Consider the following 2,412-nt stretch of genomic DNA (forward strand, 5'->3'; position numbering starts at 1 on the left):
TTTAAATACTATTTAAGTGCTTGAAAGCCTTTAAATAGTTGTAGCCATATAGCGCCAGGTTTGCCATCACCAACAGCTTGACCATCAATAGTAATTACAGGCTTAAGCTCTTCCATTGAGTTAGTCACCCAAACTTCATCGGCATCTTTTAGCATTTCAACCGTTGGTGCTTCTTCATGAACGGTGATGCCTTGCTGGTTAGCAATATCAATCGTTACGTCACGTGTTACACCCGGTAAAATATTATCGACAGGTGGTGTAAAGATAACGCCATCTTTTACCATGAATAAGTTACTGCTGGGTGCTTCAACAACATAACCATCACGTACTAGTAATGCTTCATCCAACGCAACGCCGTTAGTGTAAAGTTCATGATAAGCGAGTACATTTCCCATCAAGCTTGTAGACTTAACATTACATCGCTTCCAACGTAAATCTTCTTGCAAGTGACCTGCACAACCTGGGTAATTTTCGTCGATTGGCAGTGCAAAGGGGATAGAGAAAATTAGAACCGTCGGCTCAGCGTTAACAGGGAAACGATGTTTACGAACTTGTTCATCACCGCGAGATACTTGGATATATAAAAGTTGAGCAGGTTCACTTGGGTCGATAAGTGGCTCGATAATCTCTTTCCAACCATCAAGCGTATAAGGAGACTCAATGCCAACGGTATTTAAACCGTTCAATAGTCGTTGACCATGTCTTTTATAATCTAGCATCTTTCCGTCATAGGCAGGCACGGCTTCATAGATACTGTCACCAAGTAGGAAACCGCGGTCAAACGGTGAAATACGGACTTGGTTCATTGTTGTATATGTGCCATTAAAAAAAGCAGCAGATTTGTTAATTTCGTTTGTCATTATGAGTAAACCTCTAATTAATTACTTTTTGTAAAAAGTATGACTGTACGTGTTAAATGTATAGGGATGTAATACCCTTTATGTAAAAATAATTGTTATACCAATTTCTTATGGACCCTTGACGTAAGTTGAATCGTTAGCTCGTAGGGTATGGTGCTAGCAGAGTGTGCTACAGATTCTATAGGTAAGTTTTCTCCCCATAGTTCAACGCTATCCCCACATTTATCTTGTGCGTCTTTGCCTAAATTGACCACTATCATGTCCATTGATACGCGCCCTACGATTGGTACACTTCGGCCATTAATAAATACGGAAGCATGGTTTGAAGCAGCTCTTGGGTAACCATCACCATAACCTACAGCAATAACACCTAAAGTTGTTTCTTTGTCAGAAATCCAAGATCCCCCGTATCCAACAGGTTGCCCTTTATCATGATGACGCACTGAGATAAGGCGTGTTGAAAATGTCATCGCAGGAATTAGGCCAAAATCTTTACCTACGCTGTCACTTTGAGGGGATATGCCATACAAAGCAATACCAGCTCTTGCGACATCAAACTTTGAATTCGGCCATAATAAAATACCGGCTGAATTGGCGATACTTTTCATACCTTGCTTATCTTTAACCGCGTTAGAAAATACCGTAATTTGCTCTTGAGTTGTAGTGCACTGTGTATCATCAGCACAACTAAAGTGACTAAGAAAACTAATCGGCTCTGAAACTGTATCTAGTCGTTTTAGTCGGGTGATATAGTCGCTGATTTCCTGTGGCTGAATACCTAATCGATGCATGCCTGAGTCAACTTTTATCCAAACGTTAATTACGTTAGCTAGTGATGCTTGTTCCAGGTCTTTTAGCTGCTGTTCACTGTGAATAACAATATCTAAATCTAATTCAAACGCTTGCTTTAGGTCGTTACTACAAAAACAGCCTTCTAATAATAGGATAGGCTGTTTTATTCCTGCATCTCTCAGTTCAACAGCTTCTTCTATTCTAGCTACAGCGAACAGGTCTGCATTAGGTAGTGATTTTGCAACTGCAATAGCATTGTGCCCATAGGCATTACCTTTTATAACCGCTACGAGTTTTTGATGGCCACACAGTTTTTTTAACACTTGATAATTATGACGAATTGCATCTAGGTTAATGTGGGCTTGCGCGGTGATCATTCCTCTCTCCTTAAGGCTTAATTTAGTAACTAACCAAATTTATCCTTTTATTATCTATCGCTTACAACTTTATGGGTTTGCAATTTATAAGCCAGATTCAAAAAAAATTGAGTAATAAAAGAATATTTACAATGGATTGGTGGGTCAAAACCGATGGTTTGCAGTATTGGTGACTTCTCCGTGTCATATATCTTACTATTTCTCTCTGTCCAACATTTAGCTTCTTTGCTTTAAAACTTTGTCGGTTTGATGCTGTTTTACATGATTTGTTGCACCAGTATGTTGCACCATATCACTATTTCGGTGCGTTAACAATTACTTAACATGTTGATTTTGTTCGGTTTTTGTCTTTTTAAATTACGAGGTACCTAATAATAAAGGGA

General features: G+C 39.1%; 2 protein-coding genes. Both read right to left on the bottom strand.

The window, feature by feature from the left end; all coding sequences use genetic code 11:
* Positions 1 to 8: 8 nt before the first annotated feature.
* Positions 9 to 860: an aminotransferase class IV gene (locus tag AB4517_RS22730; RefSeq protein ID WP_372150125.1), complete on the bottom strand. Its 852-nt coding sequence runs from the start codon at positions 858 to 860 to the stop codon at positions 9 to 11.
* A gap of 95 nt (positions 861 to 955) precedes the next feature.
* A complete protein-coding gene (gene alr / locus AB4517_RS22735; protein WP_372098793.1) occupies positions 956 to 2,029 on the bottom strand; it encodes an alanine racemase in 1,074 nt (357 codons plus the stop codon).
* Positions 2,030 to 2,412: the final 383 nt, after the last annotated feature.

This window comes from Vibrio sp. 10N.222.52.C3 (genome assembly GCF_041474195.1).
Classification (GTDB): domain Bacteria; phylum Pseudomonadota; class Gammaproteobacteria; order Enterobacterales; family Vibrionaceae; genus Vibrio; species Vibrio crassostreae_C.